Source organism: Desulfobacteraceae bacterium, assembly GCA_022340425.1.
Taxonomy (GTDB): domain Bacteria; phylum Desulfobacterota; class Desulfobacteria; order Desulfobacterales; family JAABRJ01; genus JAABRJ01.
Window position 1 is genome coordinate 23,073 of record JAJDNY010000171.1, and the last position, 16,437, is coordinate 39,509.

Sequence of the window (16,437 nt, forward strand, 5' to 3'; positions counted from 1 at the left end):
CAAATCCCAGGCTAAACGACGTATTTGATCTGGAGTCGCTGGGCGGCATCGGCATCGCCGATGCCGAGAGCGTCGGACATCCCGATCGGCAGGGATGTCGAGCGTCCCAGTGGGGCGATGATCTTCTTGAGTTCGGTGTCGAAGCTCAGGAAAACGTCCACCACCCTTTGGGCGACCTCGTCCACGTCCAGCCGCCGGTAGAGCCGCGGGTCCTGGGAGGTGATGCCCTTGGGGCAGCGGCCGATGTTGCAGATGTTGCAGCGGTCCGATTCGGAGCCCAGGCAGCCGGCGGCGGCCTGCATGATGTACTTGCCGATCTGCACGCAGCTTGCGCCCAGCATGATCAGGGCGGCGGCGTTGGCCCCCAGGTTGCCGTTTTTGCCGGCCCCCCCGCCGGCGATCAGCGGGATCTCGTTCTGTTTGCCGATGGTCACCAGATTGAGGTAGGCGTCGCGGATGTTGCTGGCGATGGGGTGGCCCATGTGGTTCATGGAGACGTTGTAGGCCGCGCCGGTGCCCCCGTCCTCGCCGTCGATGGCCAGACCCGAGGCGTAGGGGTTGCGCGCCAGGTTGTTGAGCACTGCGAGCGTGGTGGAGGAGGCGGAGATCTTGGGGTAGACCGGCACCCGGAAGCCCCAGGCCATGGACATCGAAAGGATCATCTTGGCCACCGATTCCTCGATGGAGTACTGGGTCTGGTGGGTGGGCGGGCTGGGTAGGCTGACCCCCGCGGGAACCCCGCGGATGGCCGCGATCAGCTTGTTGACCTTGTACCACATCAGCAGGCCGCCGTCGCCGGGCTTGGCGCCCTGGCCGTACTTGATCTCGATGGCGCAGGGGTCCTCCTTCATTTCCGGCAGGGCGTGGATGATCTCGTCCCAGCCGAAATAGCCGCTGGCGATCTGCAGGATGGTGTATTTCAGAAAGCGGCTGCGCAGCAGGCGCGGCGGGCACCCGCCCTCGCCGGTGGAGATGCGCACCGGCATGTTGAGCTCCTCGTTGAGGTAGGCCACGCCGAGCTGCAGCCCTTCCCACATGTTGGGGCTCAGGGCGCCGAAGGACATGCCGCCGATCATCAGCGGGTAGACCTCGCGCACCGGGGGCATCCAGCCGTTGGCGGTGAAGAATTTCAGGCTCTCTTCGGGCGGCAGGACCCGTCCGATCAGGCTGCGCAGCTCGAATTCATGGCGGCCGGCATCCAGGGCCGGGTCGGTGAGCATCGAAATCCGGATGAATTTGATCTGGTCGAGCAGGCTGCCGTGGTCGTTGCGCCGGCCGCCGCGGCGGCGCGGCTGCCCGCCGCGGTTGGTGTGATAGCGCAGCTTGTCGGCCTCGTCGCTGCGGACCGGGAGGATGGCGTCGTTGGGGCAGACGAGGCTGCACATGGCGCAGCCGATGCAGCTGTAGGCCGGGTCGGTGCGCTGGCGGATGCCGTGATAGATCGTAAAGGCGCTGGCCGGTGTCTCGCTGAGATTCAGGCTGGTCTGGACCCGGCGCTGGCGGAAGACCCCCAGTTCGATGGCCTGCACCGGGCACACCGCCGTGCAGCGGCCGCAGAGGGTGCACTTGTCCTTGCTCCACAGAATCTGCCAGGGCAGGTCCTTGGTGCTCAGTGTGGAAGGGGTAATGCTTCGGTTTGGCAGCATATCTTGACCTCCTGGCGGTCCGGGCCGACGATGGCGGTGTCCAAATGCATCGGTTGAAAGTCCTTGCTCTTGTCGCGGTCAGGGATGGCCGCATCCAGGCCGCAGATCTCAGACGAAAAGGCGAAGAGCCCCGGACGGCCGCCCACCACCCCGGGGCGCAGCTTCTTGCGGTCCTGGACCATGAACAGCGAGTGGTCCGGCAGGCACCCGATGACGCAGTTGGGCCCGTCGATGATCAGGCGCCGACAGGAGTGTTTGAGATGGGTCAGGAAGGCCCCGTTGGGGTGTTTGCGCAGGCCCTCGTCCTGCAGCGGTGTGATGATGTGCTTGTAGCACGCCAGCCCCAGCCCGAGCTTGCGGCAGGTGTAGTGCAGGATATGGGTGAAAACCTCGGAGTCGGATTGGAAGCCGTAATAACCGGGGAAGCCGCGGGTCTTGAGGTACTCCTTGATGGGGATGAAGGCCGTGTTCTCGCCGTTGGTCATGGTGGAGTAGCCCTGGGTGAAAAACGGGTGGCAGGCGTAGAGGTTGATGGCGTAGTTGGTGTTCTGCCGCCCCTGGGCCATGATGACGCGGGCCTTGAGTTCCTTGCGGTCGAGTTTCAGATGTTCACCCACCTGGATCGGGTCGCCGATCTCCTTGATCATGATCACGTCGGGCCAGAAGGAGAAGACGATCATGTCGTTTTCCGCCTCCCCCATCCTGCGCAAGGTCAGGCGGATGTCCAGCAATTTGTCGGCAAGCTGCTCCTGGCTGTAGCCGTCCCACTCCTCGGGGTATTCGTAGGCGCGGATCAGGTAGACGTCGCGTTTGGGCACCCCCGGCGGCGGGGTCTTGGGGACCTTGATGGAGATTTTGTATTTGGTCATGAAGCCGATATCCATCATGAAGGCGTCCAGCCGTTTGAGCCCCTTTTCGCTGAAAATCCCCGAGAGGATCGGTGCGTCCTTCATCTCCTCGAAGGGCCCCCCCAGGTCCCGCAGGAAAATGCCCACGCCGGAGCCGTCGTGCCCCTCGCGCATCACGTCCAGGGCCTCCAGAGCGGCCATGGGGGACAGCGGTTCGTCACTGGTCATGGCAAACAAACGACACATGGGTGAACCCTCCTTTTTTACAAAAATGTAAGGAGTTGGGGCGAAAACCGACAAAACTGTAAATCCGGAGCCTGAATCCAGCACCAGGGTCAGCTTCAGCAATTTTTATGCCGTATCCAACTGTAAATTGGATAAGTTTGCTGTGGGCAGCAGGCGGCGGGAATGGTGGCAGCGCGCGCCGGGGCATGATCGGGTGGTTGACCGTCGCCGCGGATGCCCGCGGGCGTGGTCTCACCGCCTGCGGACGGGCGCCCGGCTTCGAGCCTTCGAAATCGAACAGGACAGCAGCGTTTATCCCCCAACTCCTTAAAAAACAGCCTGATTCCTATAGTCGATTTCCCGGTGCATTTCAACCCGAAAAAAGGACCCCTGGACGCCCCCGGTCGCCTGGGGTTGTCTTTTGCTTTTGCCCGCTTTGTGCTACCCTGGCGCCAACCAACGATCGCCGGGTCGCGCCGCCCGCCGTTTTCGCCCCGCGTCCCGTCGCTGCGCAGCGGTCAATTCCCCGACCCCGCCGGCCAGCCCTGAACGGAGCACGCACCACCCATGAACACCGCTGAACTCGCATTATCGCCTGCCCTGGCAGAGGAAGCCGCCGGCAAGTGGACCGCTTTCTGCCAGGCGGCCGCTGCCGCCGGCCTCCGGGTCCCCGAAGGCCCGGAACTGGCGGTGGAACTGCAGCGGGTGTTCGCTTTCAGCGAGTTTGTCGCCCAGAACGCCGCCCGTTATCCGGGTCTGGTGGTGGACCTTGTGGCCTCCGGCGATATCCAGGCGCCCTATGTTCCGGGAGGCTACCGGGGCAAACTGGCCGAGGCTTCAGGCGCCGTTGCCACCGAGCCCGGCCTGGCCGCGGCGCTTCGCAAACTGCGTCGCCGCGAGATGCTCCGCATCGCCTGGCGCGACCTCGCCGGTCGGGCCGGGCTGGCCGTCACCATGGCGGAGCTCTCGCGGCTGGCGGACGCCTGCATCGCCCAGGCCCTGACGCGCCTCTACGACTGGCAGTGCGCCGAGTGCGGCGCGCCGCTGGATGCCCGGGGCCTCCCCCAGTCGTTGGTGGTCCTCGGCATGGGCAAGCTGGGGGCCGGCGAGCTCAACTTTTCCTCGGATATCGATCTGGTCTTCGCCTTCCCTGCCGCCGGTGAAACCCGCGGCGGGCCGGAGCCCATGGACAACCACGCCTTTTTCGTGCGCCTGGCCCGGCGGCTGATAAGCGTTCTCGGCCAGCCCAGCGCCGACGGGCCCATGTACCGGGTGGACCTTCGGCTGCGTCCCTTCGGCGAGAACGGCCCGCTGGTGATGAGCTTCGACGCCATGGAGGAATACTACCAGGAGCAGGGGCGCGAGTGGGAGCGCTACGCCTGGATCAAGGCCCGCACCGTGGCCGGCGACGTGGCGGCCGGCGCACGCCTGCTGGCCACGCTCAAACCCTTCGTTTTCCGCCGCTACCTGGATTACGGCACCATCGAGGCGATCCGCGACATGAAACGCCAGATCACCCTGGAGGTGAGGCGCAAGGGGCTGCGGGACAACATCAAGCTCGGGCCCGGCGGGATTCGCGAGATCGAATTTTTCGGGCAGGTCTTTCAGCTGATCCGCGGCGGGGTTCTGCCGGCGCTGCAGGCGCGGCCGATTCAGCAGACCCTGGACACCCTGGCGGCCGAGGGCCTGGTGCCCGGTGCGGTGTGCCGCGAACTTCAGGCGGCCTACATCTTTCTGCGCGATACCGAACACCGCCTGCAAATGGCCGCCGACCGGCAGACCCACCAGTTGCCCCGGGAGGAGCCGGCGCGCCTGCGGCTGGCCGTTTCCATGGGGTTTGAAGACTGGCCGGCGTTTCACACCTGCCTGGCGGGCCACATGGCGGTGGTGCACGGTCATTTCAGCGGATTGCTGAAGACCGATGAGCCCGGCTCCGGCGGGTTGCGCGCCGGCGATTCCGACGGCCCGGAGCTAGAGAACCTCTGGCGCGGGCTGCTGGAGCCGCAAAAGGCCGCCGCCGTGCTCGCGGCCCGGGGCTTTGCGGAACCCCGGACGGTGCTGGAGCTGGTGGTTCACCTGCGGCAGGCGGTGGAGGGGCGCGTGGTTAGCATCGAGGCCCGCCGCCGTCTGGATCGCCTGATGCCCCGGATCCTGGAGGCCGTGGCGGCCGCCGGGGGCAGCAGCCAAACCCTCAACCGGGTGATCGAGCTGATCAAGGCCATCGAAACCCGCTCCTGCTACATGGCGCTTTTGCTGGAAAACCCCGAGGCCCTCAACCATTTGGTGCGCCTGACCGCGGCCAGCCCGATGGTGGCCGCCCAGCTGGCGCGGCACCCGCTGCTGCTGGACGAACTGCTGGACTCCCGGACGCTTTACACGCCCCCCCGGCGCCCGGAGCTGGAATCCGAGTTGGCCCGCCGCCTGCGGGCCATCGACCCGGATGATCTGGAATACCAGATGGAAGCCCTGCGGGTCTTCAAGCAGACCCATATCCTGCGTGTGGCGGCCGCCGACGTCACCGGCGAGTTGCCTCTGATGCGGGTCAGCGATCATCTCACCGACATCGCCGAAACGGTCCTGGCGGCCGTGCTGGACATCTCCTGGCGCCACCTGGTGGCCAAGCACGGGCGCCCCTCGGTTTTCACCCTGGCGGGAGAGGTCGATCGGGGCTTTGCGGTGGTGGCCTACGGCAAGCTGGGGGGGATCGAGCTGGGCTACGGTTCGGACCTCGATCTGGTCTTCCTGCACGCCGGCGGCGCCGGCCAGAGCCTCGGGGAGCGACCGCTGGACAACGCCCAGTTCTACGCCCGCCTGGGCCAGCGGGTGATCCACCTGTTGACGGCGCACACCGCGGTGGGCACGCTCTACGAGGCCGACATGCGGCTGCGGCCCTCGGGGGACGCCGGCATTCTGGTGAGCCACGTGGACGGCTTCGAGGCTTACCAGCTGAACGACGCCTGGACCTGGGAGCACCAGGCCCTGATTCGGGCGCGGGTGGTGGGCGGGGACGCGGCCCTGGCGCGGCGCTTCGCCGCCATCCGGGCGGCCGTGCTGTGCCGCAAGCGCGCGGCAGAGGCGCTGCGGGCGGAAGTCGGCGGGATGCGGCAGCGCATGCGCCGGTCCCTCTGGAAGCCGGTCAAAGGCGAGTTTGATCTCAAGCAGGCGCCCGGCGGGATGGTGGACATCGAGTTTCTGGTGCAGTACCTGATCCTGTTGGAGGCCCACGCCCACCCCGAGCTGATCGGCTGGACCGACAATGTCCGCCAGCTGCGGACCCTGATGGAAGCCGGGGTGCTGGACGAGGACAGCGCCTATTTTCTAAAGGAAACCTATCTCGTCTACCGTGCTGCCGCCCACCGCCTCAGCCTGCTGGCACTTCCGGCCAGGGTCGCGGCAGATCTTTTCGCCCGCCGCCAGGTCAAGGTCCGCGAGATCTGGAAACAATTCATGCAGGAGAGCGCCTAATCCCGGCCCGCGCTGCCGGGCGGCTGCGTCCCCCGGGCAATGGTGCCTGCTGCAACGTCCCACAGAAGGGGTAACCCATGGAAAAACCGGTTGAAAACTACTGGACCTTGCACCTCCAGGCCCTCAAGGAGACCCTGGTGAAAAACAATTTCGAAGTTTTCATCGTGGCCGACGCCGCGGCCGCCAAGGACCTGGTGCTGAACCAGATCCTGCCGGCGGCCGCCCCCCGCACCGTCTCCTGGGGCGGCTCGATGACCTTCATGGGCAGCGGCCTCTACCAGGCGCTGCGCGAGGCCCCCGGCATCACGGCCATCGACACCGCCGATGCCAAGGTCGCCCCCGAGGAGAAAATGGCCCGCCGCCGTCAGGCTCTTGCCGTGGACCTCTTCTTCACCGGCAGCAATGCGGTGACCGAGCACGGCCAGCTGGTGAACCTCGACATGCAGGGCAACCGGGTGGCGGCGCTGACCTTCGGACCCAGGAAGGTGGTGGTCCTGGTGGGCCGCAACAAGATCGTGCCCGACATCCAAAGCGCCATGGCGCGCATCAAGCGCTACGCCGCCCCGGCCAACGCCATGCGCCTGGACATGCAGACGCCCTGCGCCAAAACCGGCCGCTGCGAGGACTGCCGCAGCCCCGAGCGCATCTGCAATACCTGGACGATCACCGAAAAGGCCTGGCCCAAGGGCCGCGTCACGGTCATTCTGATCAACGCCGACCTGGGGCTCTAAAGTCCCGGCAGAATTTAAGGCCCCGGGACCGCCTTATTCGGTTAAAGGCGCACCATCGCCAACCGCGCTACAGCCAAGTTCCCCAAGCGCTCTCCCCGGCGGCTGTTTCCCGCTCTTTTTTCGGGAACATAAAAATTCCCTTGACAAATGGGCTCGCGTATATTGTATACAATATACGAAAATAGCTCCACCTTTATCTCCACGCGCCGGCCGCGCCGGGTCCGGCCGGATGAGGGGCAGCCGGCGGCGGGATTTTCACAGGCACTCACCACAGTCCAAGGATCGAATTTCAGGGAGGTTCCGATGGCGATACTGCCGGAGGTCAAACCGCATTACGGCAAGCTGAAGTTTCTGATTGACGGCGAATGGGTCGACTCCACTGCCACTGTCAGCAACACCACCACCAACCCGGCCACCGGTGAGATCATCGCCGAGTTCCCTACCGCCACCCGCGAGGAGGCGCGTGCCGCGGTGGCGGCCGCCCAAAAGGGGTTCGAGGCCATGCGGCGCATCCCCCTGCGCGAAAGAGCGCGGATGCTCTTCGACATGCGCCAGAAATTCGAGGAGCGCTTCGAGGAGCTCTGCCGGGTGCTCACCCAGGATCACGGGCGGACCATCGCCGAGTCGCGCGGGTCGGTGCGCCGGGTGATCGAAAACATCGAATCGGCCTGCTCGGCGGCATACGGCATGGCCGCCCGCAACGAGCACCTCGACGAGCTGGCCAACGGCATCGACATGTGGCTGAGCTGGGAGCCGCTGGGCGCCTTTTTGATCGTCACCCCCAGCAACATCCCGATGCACGCCTGGTCCTCGTTTGTGCCCTACGCCCTGGCGGCCGGCTGCTCGGTGGTGATCAGCCCCAGCCGGCAGGACCCTGTGGCGGCCGAGTATATCACCCGGGTCGCCCAGGAGACCGGCTGGCCCAAAGGGGCCATCAACCTGATTCACGGCGGCCGCGAGATCAACAAGTTCATCCTCGACCAGCCCGAGATCCAGGGCCTGGGCTTTATCGGTTCCACCGACGCGGGCGCCGATCTATTCGCCCACTGCGGCCGGCTGGGCAAGAATTCCTCCATCAACGGCAACGGCAAAAACCTGGTGGTCCTGATGCCCGACGCCGACCTGGACAAATCGGCGATCTATCTGCGTCAGGCCTGCTTCGGGATGACGGGGCAGCGCTGCCTGGGGTCCGACAACGTGGTCGTTGTTGGCGACATCTACGACGACATCAAGGAGCGCTTCACCAACGTCGCCCGGCAGATGAAGCTGGGCTACGGCCTGGACGAGTCGGTTACCATGGGACCTTATGTGGGGCCCCAGGGGCGCGACAAGGTGGCCGGCTGGATCGCGCGCGCCCTGGCCGAGGGCGCCAAGATGGTCCATGACGGCCGGGTGATTCCCCAGGAATTGCGTTCGGGCTATTTCATCGGGCCAACGATTCTGGAGGACTGCCACATCGACATGGCCATCAACCAGGAAGAGGCCTTTGGTGCGGTCGCCTGCCTGATGCGGGCCCAGAGCCTGGAGGAGGTCATCGGTTGGATCAACACCAAGACCGATCTCGGCCACTCGGCCTGCATCATGACCGAAAGCGGCCGCCATGCCCGCAAATTCGCCCGCGAGGTCAACGTCGGCAACGTCGGCATCAACGTGGCCGTGCCGCAGCCCTACGCCTTTTTTCCGCTCGGCTCCAAACGGCGCTCCTTCATGGGCGGGGCCAAGTCGCGGATGGCCTCCATGCGCCTTTTCCTGGACGAAAAGACCGTGACCGCCCGCTGGGTCTGATGATCGCGGCAATGGAAATTCCGGCCGCTTGAATCGCATAGGGAGGAAATTCCGCATGATTATCGTGGGTGAGCTGATCAATGCCAGCCGCAAGGCTGTCGGGGCGGCCATCGAGGCCCGGGACAAGGCCGCCATCCAGCAGGTGGCCGCTGACCAGCATGCCGCCGGCGCCAACTTTATCGACGTCAATGCCGGCATCTTCGTGGGGCGCGAGGCGGAGCATCTGAAATGGCTGACGGAGAGCGTCCAGGAGGTCGTAAACGGCCCCTGCTCCCTGGACAGCCCGGACCCGGCGGCCCTGGAAGCCGCCTTGGCCGTCCATAAGGGCACGGCCATGATCAACTCCATCTCGCTGGAAAAGGAGCGCTTCGAGAAGCTGTTGCCGGTCGTCGCCGGGACCGACCTCAAGGTGGTGGCGCTTTGCATGAGCGATGCGGGCATGCCCGAGACCGTCGAGGACCGCCTGGCCATCGCCGACAAACTGGTCAATGCCCTGCTGCAGAAGGGTGTTGCCATGGGCAACATCTACCTGGACCCGCTGGTGCAGCCGGCCTCGGTCAACCAGAGCTTCGGGCCGGCGTTTCTGGACGCCATCGCCGGAATCCGGCAGGCCTTCCCGGAGGCGCACACCATGTGCGGGCTTTCCAACATCTCCTACGGCCTGCCCAACCGCAAGTTCTTGAACCAGACCTTCATGGCCATGGCCATCGCCAAGGGGCTCGACGGCGCCATCGTCAACCCCCTGGACCGGGGCATGATGGCCGCCATCGCCGCCGCCGAGGCGCTGGCCGGACGTGACGGCTACTGCATGAACTATCTCAAGGCCCACCGGGCCGGAAAATTCGAATTCTAAGAGGTTCGATTTTCGGCCGTAAACGCATAGAATGGCGCAAACGATTCACAACAGGGGGAAAAGAGATGAAAAAGAAAACCGTCATGCTGCTTACCGGGATTCTCTGCGCGCTGGTGCTGATGAGCCTGCCGGCGGCCGGCTTGAGTGCCGACCAGCAGGTTTACAAGCTCAAATTTGCCTGGAACGACATCTGGGGCCCGAAGTTCAGGGCATCCCAGATCTACCGCCCGGGAGGGGAGATGCAGCGCATGCTTTTCGAGCGCAGCGGCGGGCGTATCCAGCTGGAAATCATCCCCCGGATGTTTTCCGGCAACGACATTTTTATGGCGGTGGCCAAGGGCAAGGCGGATATGGGGGATGTCCCCATGCCGTTTCTTTCGGGCACCTATCCCATCTGGAACTGGGGTGAAATTCCGGGAATCGTTTCCGAAGATCCGGTCCAGGGGCTGGCCGAGGAGCTTGCCGTGTATCAGGACCCCAAGGTCCAGGCGATCTACGATGAGACCCTGGCCAAGTTCAACCTGAAATACTGGTTTGTCACCCAGTGGGACCCGGCCAACGGCATCTGGAGCAACAAGGAGATCACAAAGCTGGATGACCTGAAGGGCATGAAAATCCGCGTCGGCGGCTACCTGCCCACCCAGGGCCTCAAAGCCCTGGGGGCCAGCCCGGTGACGATTTCGGGCTCCGAGCTGGCGCCGGCCATGATGGCCGGCACCATCGATGCCGTTCTGACCAGCCTGGGCTACGGATATTCCATCGGCCTGTCCAAGGTCTCCAAATACTTCACCCTGACGCCGCTCTCACCCACATGGACCGCCGTCACGCTGGTGAACCGCAAGACCTTCGAGTCGCTTCCGGCTGATCTTCAGGAAGTGCTGATGCAGGTCGGGCGTGAACTGGAGCAGATGGTCAGCTTGTCCACCACCGCCGAGTACGTTATGAGCCTCGACACGGTGGATCTCTCCGGGGTCAAGCGCACCCGCTTCGAGGGCGCCGAGCTGGCAAAAGTGATCCAGCAGTGCCAGTCCGTGGAACAGGAATGGCTGGGGATTGACGGCCCATGGAAAGCCAAGCGCCCCGAACTGCTGGAAGCGGTCAAGGCCGCGGTCTCCGATTACCGGTCCTTTACGGGCAAATGATTGTCCGTTCTTAAAACCACCCGGGGGCGGCGGACGATGATCCCGTCCCGCCGCCCCCCGGGGGCACCCGTTCGGGCAGGTCGATGGCGATGCAGAAGCTTGTGGCAATAATCGAAACCATCACCGAGATTGTCAGTGGGCACCTCCAGGCCTGGCTGGTCTTTTTCCTCATGGTCATGGTGCTGGTGGAGGTCCTGACCCGCTACCTGCTCCAGGCACCCCTCGCCGTGGCGGACGAGATGGGGGGCTACGCCCTGGTTTCGATCACCTTTATCGGCCTGGCCTACACATGGAAGGAGGACGGTCACGTCCGGGTGGAGCTGGTGACCAACCTGCTGCCCGCTCGAGTGCGGCAGGGGTTGCGCTTTCTTATCCTGCTGATGGCCACCGCCTTTTGCGTCCCCATGATTTTGGGTTGCTACGAACTGCTCCAGGATTCTCTTCTCTTCGAAGCCCGCAGCGGCAGTTGGATGCGAACCCCGCTGGTCTATCCCCAATCCCTGCTGCTGATCGGCTCGGTGCTGCTCTTTTTCCAGCTGGTTGCCGAAATCATCAAGGCCGTCAGGAAGTTCCAAACCCTTAAAGAGGAGGGGCAGGGCTGATGGGCGGCGAAATCCTGGTGGCCATCGCGCTGATTGCCGGGCTGTTCCTGCTGCTGATCATGGGGCTGGAGATCGGCTGGTCGGTGGGCATCGTGGCGGTGGCAGGGCTGCTCTGGTATGTGGATCAACCCATCGGGCAGCTGGCCGAGACGACTTTCGGCGCGCTCAATTCGTTTACCCTGACGGCCCTTCCGCTGTTTGTCTTCATGGGCGGGATCCTCGGCAACACCGGCGTCAACGAGAGCCTCTTCGGGGCCGTCGAGAAATGGGTCGGCGGCCTGCCCGGCGGGCTGGCCTGCTCGGTGATCTGCGGCAACGCGATCTTTGGCGCCATGTGCGGCTCCACCATCGCCGCCACGGCGACCTTTGGTAAAATTGCCTTCCCCGTCATGGAGGCCAAGCACTATTCGCCGAAGCTGGCGCTGGGCTCGATTGCCTCCGGCACCGTGTTGGCGCCCCTGATTCCCCCCAGCATCCTGTTGATCCTCTATGGCGCCTGGCAGGGCCTGTCGATTGTGGACCTGCTGGCGGCCGGGCTGATTCCGGGAATTTCGCTCACCGTTCTGTTTATCATCACTATTATCGTTCAGGTGAAGCTCAACCCGGCGTTGGCGCCCCCGACGGTCCGCTACCCCTGGGGGGAAAAGCTCAAGGCGCTGGTGGAAGTGCTGCCCTTTGCCGGGGTGATCCTGGGGGTCCTGGGCGCCATTTTCGGCGGGTTCATGACCCCCACCGAGGCCGCCGGTCTGGGGGCCTTTTTGAGCATTCTCCTGACCCTGGCCTACCGTAAACTGACCTTTGCCATCCTTCGCCGGAGCCTGCTGGACACGGTCAAGGTAACCTCCTTCTCGCTTTTCATCATGGCCATGTCCACCCTGATCTCGCATGTGTTCAACTCCGCCGGGATCATTCCGATGATCAAGGATTTCGTCATTTCCCTGCCCATCGGCAAATACGGGGTCATGGCGCTCTTTTTCCTGATGTATTTTTTCATGGGAATGTTCTTCGACTCCTGGTCGATGCTCTTTCTGACTTTTCCCTTTGTGATGCCGGTCATCGTCGGGCTGGACATCAACCCCATCTGGTGGGGGATCGTCTACGTCATGGCCGGCGAGCAGAGCACCATCACCCCGCCCTTCGGATTGAGCCTTTTCGTGCTGCGCGGGGTGGTGCCCTGGCATTCCATGGGAACGATCGTGCGGGGCTCGCTGCCGTTTCTGATTCCCATATACCTCAACGTTTTGCTGCTGTTCCTGTTTCCCCAGTTCGCCCTCTGGCTGCCCAGCGTCCTGAAGGGCGGGTGAGGTTTGTTGGGTCGATTTGTGCTGGCTGCCGCCAGCCCGCCATCAATTGAAAGGAGAGCCGCGATGAGTTGTCATAACCGCATGCGCTTCTACGGCGAAGAGCAATTGGCGCTGATGAAAGACCGGATTTTCGAACTGCTCGAAAAACGGGGCGTCAAGATGGACCACGAGGAGGTCATGCAGCGCCTTCAGAAGGCCGGCGCCCGGGTGGACTTCGCCGCCAAGATGGTGCGTTTTCCGCGGGCGTTCATGGCGGAGCAGTTGGCCAAGGCCCCCAGGGAATTCAGCCTGGTCGGCCGCAACGGCAATTTTGCCTTGCAATTTCCTCACCCCCAGGGGCTTTTCTACACCCGCCTATGCACCGGCGGTCAGAACTGGCTGGACCCCGAAAGCGGCGCGTTCCGCCGGGTGACCATCGAAGACCTGGCCTACTGGCGGCAGCTCTCGGACCGCCTACCGCACATCGACTACTCGCCCTTCCTGGTGCCGGACAACGTGCCGTCCCCCACCGCCGACGTCCACGCCCTGCGGACCATGTTGGAAAACGGCGAAAAACACATCTGGATCCAGCCCTACAGCGGGGAGTCGGTTCCCTACCTGGCGCGTCTTCTGGTGGCATCCGCCGGCGGGGAAGAGGAGCTTGAAACCAGCCCGCTGGCCAGTTGGGTCACCTGTTCCCTGAGCCCGCTGGATTTCAAGTGGATGGACATGGAAATCATCCTCCAGGGCGCCCGCCTGGGATGCGCCATGCAGCCCTGCAGCCTGCCGGGCTCGGGTGCCACCGGCCCCTTCACCGCGCCCGGGGTGGTGCTGCTGTCTGCGGCCGAAAACCTGGTCATGCTGGCGGTCGCCCAGATTGTCCGGCCGGGAACGCCGGTCGTGGCCACCTCCCTGCAGTTCTCGGCGGACATGCGCACCGGCCGCAGCCTGCAGTCCAGTGTCGAGTCTCTCCGTCAGTCGGCCCTCTTTCCGCAGCTGATGCAGGACGCCTTCGGCGTTCCGGCGCACACCTACGGCAGCGGTTCGGACTCGCCCGATATCGACGCTCAGGGCATGGTGGAGCGGTCTTTGCGGGCCATGCTGATCGCCTCTTGCGGGGCCGCCGTGCTGGGCGGTGCCGGCCAGCTGGAAGTCGCCTGCAGTGTAAGTCCGATTGCGCTGGCCATCGACAACGAGATCTTTGGGATGGTAAAGGCCATCATCGCGGAGATGAAATTCGACGATGATGCCCTGGCCTGGAAGGAGTTGATGAGCATCGAGCCGGGGGGCCAGTTCCTGACCAACCCGCACACCTTCAAGCACTGCCGCGAGGTTTTTCTGCCAATCAATTTCACCCGCCTGACCCGGGACGCCTGGGCCCAGGCCGGCGGCAAGGATCTCAACCAGAGGGTGCGCGCGTATCTCCGGGAGGTGATGAAGGACGCCGGCCCCATCGCCTTGCCGGAAGCCGCCCGCAAGGAAATGGCGGCTATTGTCCAGGCGGCGGATGAAAAGCTGGCCAAATGAAAATGGCTGAGGGCCGTGGCCACCAAGCCGCAACCACCCGCAAACCATGCTCAAGGAGAGCCGTGATGATCGATTATAACGCCATAACCGAAACGCTGATGAAGGGGGATGCCGAACGGTTGACGGTCCTGGTGCGCGAGGCCCTCGAGGGGGGCGCCAAGGCCGGGGAGGTGTTGAATACCGCCCTGATCCCGGGGATGGACGTCGTCGGCCAAAAGATGGAAACCGGTGACCTGTTCATCCCGGAGGTCTTGATGTCGGCCCAGGCGATGAGTGCCGCGGTGGAAATTCTCAAGCCGCTGCTGGGGGAGGGGGAGGCCGCCACCCCGGGCAAGGTGGTGATCGGCACGGTCAAGGGCGACCTGCATGACATCGGCAAGAACCTGGTGACCATGATGATCGAAAGCGCCGGCTTCGAGGTCGTCGATCTGGGGGTGGACGTCTCCCCGCAGCAGTTCGTCGAGGCCATCAAAACCCACCAGCCCGATGTCGTCGGGCTCTCGGCGCTGCTGACCACCACCATGAACATGATGCAGCAGACCATCGCCGCCATCGTTGCGGGCGGCTGCCGCGAGCGGGTCAAGATCATTGTTGGGGGGGCCCCGGTCACCGAGCGCTTCGCGGCCGAGATCGGGGCCGACGGCTACGCCGCCGATGCCGGCGCCGCCAGCAAGCTGGTCAAGTCTTTTTTCAACTGAAGCGTTGCGGGCCAAACCCCGACGGAGGCGAGTCCCTGTCGGCGGTCGGCCCGGAAATTTAGATTCGATCCGAAGGGAGGCTGCATGGACATCGAGTCGCTGGGGGATCTGGCCCAAAAGCACATCCGGGAGCTGATCATCACCGGGGCCTTCAAGCCCGGTCAGCAGCTCAAGGAGGAGGAGCTCTGCAGCCGGTTTCAGATCAGCCGGCCCCCCATCCGCGAGGCCTTCAAGATGCTCGAGGCCGAGGGTTTGGTCACCCGCAGGCCGCGCCGCGGGGTGTTTGTGGCCGAGATCACCGCCAAGGATGTCTGGGAAATCTACACCCTGAAGGCGGTGATCTACCAGATGGCCACCTCCTTGGCCATGGCGGTGATGACCCCAAAGGACGTCGCGGCCCTTGAGGCTGCGGTCGCCCAGATGGCCGCTGTGGTCGCCAGTCCGCCGGTCGATCTGCGTCAGTACCAGCAGCACCATCGGGTCTTTCACGAGACGATTATGACCCTCGCGGGCAACGACCGGCTGACCCGGATCGAGCGCAACCTGCGCTTCCAGGTTTCCCGCATCAGCTACACTTCGCTGCAGGACCCGGGACACTTGCAGGACTCCCTCGCCTACCACCGCCGGATCGCTGCCGCCATGCGGCAGGGCGATCGCCCCCTGGCCTGCCGGCTGATGAAGGAGCACGTGCTGGACGCGCTGGATGTGGCCTTGCGGCTGCAGCCGTACGAATCCGGCGAGCCCGTCTCCGGCGCCGGGCCCTTTCCGGCCGACGCCGATCTGCTGGAAGTGGCGCTTTAGGACTTCGGACCCAAAAAGTACAGGACCCCGCAAAGGAGAACGAACATGACCGACCCCAAACCCCAGATCCGGACTATCTTCACGGTGGTCGAGGAAACCCACGCCGACGGCGCGCTCACCCTGAAGACGCCCACCCGCAAGGCGGCCTGCGCGGTGGTCTTCAAAAACCCGTTTGCCGGAAAGTACGTCGAGGACCTCTCCCTGCTGATCGAATGGAGCAAAGATCTCGGGACCATGCTGACCCAGCGGGCCGTGGCGGCGCTGGGGATCGCCCCGGACAAGGTCCAGAGCTACGGCAAGGCGGCCATTGCCGGCAGCCAGGGCGAGCGCGAGCACTGCGCGGCCCTGATGCACCCGGCCCTGGGCACGCCCATCCGCGCGAATGTCGGCGGCGGCAAGGCCCTGCTGCCCTCGGCCAAGAAGGTCGGCTATCCCGGCTGCCCCATCGATCTGCCCCTGGGCCACAAGGACGCGGCTTACGTCCGCTCCCATTTCGACGCCATGGAAATCCGGGTGCCCGACGCCCCCCGGGGGGACGAACTGGTCCTGATCGTCGGGGTGACGGATTCCGGCCGGCCGGCCCCGCGGGTGGGTGGGTTGACCGTGGACCAAATCACGGGCGAGGACGGCCTACGCTAGCCCGGGAGACGGGCGGGGCGCCAGGCTCGGCCGCGCCCGGTCGTCGTCTCGGATCTGAAAGAGGAACGAGGATGGATGCCAAAACGGTTCATATCGCCTTTACCTTAAACGGCCAGCCCCGGGCCCTGGACATTCCCGCGACGGCCAGCGCGCTGCAGGTGATCCGCGATCTGATCGGCCTCACGGGCACCA

Annotated in this window: 13 protein-coding genes; 11 read left to right on the forward strand and 2 right to left on the reverse strand. The window is 64.5% G+C overall.

The window, feature by feature from the left end:
• Positions 1 to 11 precede the first annotated feature (11 nt).
• A complete protein-coding gene (locus LJE63_15305; GenBank protein ID MCG6907972.1) occupies positions 12 to 1,646 on the reverse strand; it encodes a 4Fe-4S binding protein in 1,635 nt (544 codons plus the stop codon).
• Positions 1,610 to 2,740: a glutamate synthase gene (locus tag LJE63_15310; protein ID MCG6907973.1), complete on the reverse strand. Its 1,131-nt coding sequence runs from the start codon at positions 2,738 to 2,740 to the stop codon at positions 1,610 to 1,612. The genes LJE63_15305 and LJE63_15310 overlap by 37 nt, the downstream gene beginning before the upstream one ends.
• 546 nt (positions 2,741 to 3,286) lie before the next feature.
• Between LJE63_15310 and glnE the strand changes: the two genes are divergently transcribed.
• From glnE to LJE63_15365, 11 genes are all read left to right on the forward strand, one after another.
• A complete protein-coding gene (gene glnE, locus LJE63_15315; protein MCG6907974.1) occupies positions 3,287 to 6,184 on the forward strand; it encodes a bifunctional [glutamate--ammonia ligase]-adenylyl-L-tyrosine phosphorylase/[glutamate--ammonia-ligase] adenylyltransferase in 2,898 nt (965 codons plus the stop codon).
• Positions 6,185 to 6,261: 77 nt separating this feature from the next.
• Complete coding sequence (locus LJE63_15320) at positions 6,262 to 6,915, forward strand: lactate utilization protein (GenBank protein MCG6907975.1); 654 nt, start codon at positions 6,262 to 6,264, stop codon at positions 6,913 to 6,915.
• Positions 6,916 to 7,218: 303 nt separating this feature from the next.
• Complete coding sequence (locus LJE63_15325; protein MCG6907976.1) at positions 7,219 to 8,700, forward strand: aldehyde dehydrogenase family protein; 1,482 nt, start codon at positions 7,219 to 7,221, stop codon at positions 8,698 to 8,700.
• 55 nt (positions 8,701 to 8,755) lie between these two features.
• On the forward strand, positions 8,756 to 9,553 hold the full coding sequence (locus LJE63_15330; GenBank protein ID MCG6907977.1) for a methyltetrahydrofolate cobalamin methyltransferase: 798 nt from the start codon (positions 8,756 to 8,758) through the stop codon (positions 9,551 to 9,553).
• 65 nt (positions 9,554 to 9,618) lie between these two features.
• A complete protein-coding gene (gene dctP, locus LJE63_15335; protein ID MCG6907978.1) occupies positions 9,619 to 10,695 on the forward strand; it encodes a TRAP transporter substrate-binding protein DctP in 1,077 nt (358 codons plus the stop codon).
• A gap of 89 nt (positions 10,696 to 10,784) precedes the next feature.
• On the forward strand, positions 10,785 to 11,297 hold the full coding sequence (locus LJE63_15340) for a TRAP transporter small permease subunit (protein ID MCG6907979.1): 513 nt from the start codon (positions 10,785 to 10,787) through the stop codon (positions 11,295 to 11,297).
• A complete protein-coding gene (locus tag LJE63_15345) occupies positions 11,297 to 12,601 on the forward strand; it encodes a TRAP transporter large permease subunit (GenBank protein MCG6907980.1) in 1,305 nt (434 codons plus the stop codon). Before LJE63_15340 ends, LJE63_15345 begins: the two co-directional genes overlap by 1 nt.
• Positions 12,602 to 12,664: 63 nt before the next feature.
• On the forward strand, positions 12,665 to 14,107 hold the full coding sequence (locus LJE63_15350) for a trimethylamine methyltransferase family protein (GenBank protein ID MCG6907981.1): 1,443 nt from the start codon (positions 12,665 to 12,667) through the stop codon (positions 14,105 to 14,107).
• A gap of 65 nt (positions 14,108 to 14,172) precedes the next feature.
• Complete coding sequence (locus tag LJE63_15355) at positions 14,173 to 14,805, forward strand: corrinoid protein (GenBank protein MCG6907982.1); 633 nt, start codon at positions 14,173 to 14,175, stop codon at positions 14,803 to 14,805.
• An 84-nt stretch (positions 14,806 to 14,889) separates the two neighbouring features.
• Positions 14,890 to 15,606 carry a GntR family transcriptional regulator gene (locus LJE63_15360; protein ID MCG6907983.1) on the forward strand — a complete coding sequence of 239 codons (717 nt, stop codon included), beginning with the start codon at positions 14,890 to 14,892 and terminating at the stop codon, positions 15,604 to 15,606.
• Positions 15,607 to 15,651: 45 nt separating this feature from the next.
• A complete protein-coding gene (locus LJE63_15365; GenBank protein ID MCG6907984.1) occupies positions 15,652 to 16,245 on the forward strand; it encodes an amino acid synthesis family protein in 594 nt (197 codons plus the stop codon).
• Positions 16,246 to 16,437: the final 192 nt, after the last annotated feature.